The following is a 1,616-nucleotide window of genomic DNA, read 5'->3' as shown; positions in this document are numbered from 1 at the left end:
AAGCTTCAATTACCTGCCTTGTTAAGCGGCGATGACCTTGCCAATGATTTAAAATGGCGTTAGGGGAGGTGAACCCTTCAACCGCATTGCCTGTTTGCTGTGTGATTAGATTGTTTTCCATTGTCTGTTTTGCTTTTAAATGATTTCACAACAAATAAAAGCAGCGCTAATGACAGCCCTATGTCAGTAGTGGTAAAAGATATTTTGAAAAAGTTTCGGAGGCTCAGTTGTGGGGCAAATAAAAAAACCGCGAAATAGAAGCTGTAAAAAAAACGAACCGTCACGAAGGCACGAAGCAATCCCAAACTATGCAGATCGGATTTGCAAAGCTACCCTTTAAGGTGGGGATTGCTTCGTGCCTTATAATGACGTGTTTGCAAGTAGTTGATTATCAATATGTATCTAAAGACACTTCTCGTTGTGAGAGAATGATTGTTAAAAAAGGGCTGTCATGGAGCCTGTCGAAGCATAGCGGGTTAAGGCCTCTGCGCGCGACCCTTCGACAGGCTCAGGGTGACAGGCCAACTACTTGCATAAGTAAACCCGTCATCACGATTTTTTTCAGGTTCTTACCTGATAGTTACTCGCAATGACGCGTGGTTATGTGCTTCATTAGAAGCATAACAACATTAATAAATCATTTTTAGACAGCTTCTAATAAGCTAACGATTTTTTCTTCGCCACGGAATGTATTTGAATGCCTTGAATGTATATGGTTGATAATCAATATATTAACAGATAGCGAGAAATAATTATCAAATTCCACTGGGTTATTTGTCGGTTGACAAACATTGAGCGAAGATTAAAATCACTTAATTTTGACGGTTCGAGTTTTAATTTTAGTTGATTAGCTAAGTTAATCTATCTTTGGGGCTTAAATTTTCAAATTATATTTTCATGGCAAAAGCATCCGAAATTAAAGTAGGTAATATACTACGCTTCAACGGCGAACTGGTAACCGTAACAGAAGTACTGCATCGTACACCAGGCAAAGGCGGAGCATTCTATCTGGATAAGTTTCGTAACATAAAAACAGGAAAAATTGTTGAAGCCCGCTTAGCCACCGACGAGCAGGTTGAAATTTGCCGTGTAGAAACAAACGATTTTCAATACCTGTATGAAGATGGCGACGCCATGGTGATCATGGATAACGCCACTTTCGACCAGCATAATATCCCGAAAGCGCTTTTCGGGCCCGCGGTGAAATTCCTGAAAGAAGGGATGAGCGTGATCGTTTCGTTTGAAAGCGAAGAACCGATCATGGCGGTAGCACCCAACTTTGTGGAGCTGGAAATTACCTACGCCGAACCTGCCGTTAAAGGTGATACCTCATCGGGTGCGCTGAAAACAGCGACTACAGAAAACGGAATAGAAGTTAAAGTACCTCTCTTTGTTAACCAGGGCGATAAAATAAAAGTTGATACCCGCACTGGCGAGTACGTTGAGCGGGCCAAATAGGGTAAACACCCATCAATTTACTATTAAAACATAAAAAGCTCCTTAATTACTTGAGGGGCTTTTTATATGTTGCGCGGAATTTGTGCATTCCTTAGAACACCTTGAAGATATATTATTGGTAATCGAATCGATAATTGGATAATGTTAATTTGATGGCG

The 1,616-nt window shown here is 40.7% G+C and carries 1 protein-coding gene; it reads left to right on the top strand.

Annotated features, from left to right (window positions below):
- Window positions 1-897 precede the first annotated feature (897 nt).
- Window positions 898-1,458 carry an elongation factor P gene (gene efp, locus AC1DPZ_RS26810; RefSeq protein WP_477409252.1) on the top strand — a complete coding sequence of 187 codons (561 nt, stop codon included), beginning with the start codon at window positions 898-900 and terminating at the stop codon, window positions 1,456-1,458.
- Window positions 1,459-1,616 lie beyond the last annotated feature (158 nt).

The organism is Mucilaginibacter sp. P4_G9 (assembly GCF_056400985.1).
Note: the sequence above shows the minus strand (reverse complement) of the source record. Positions and strands in the feature narration are given on the sequence as shown.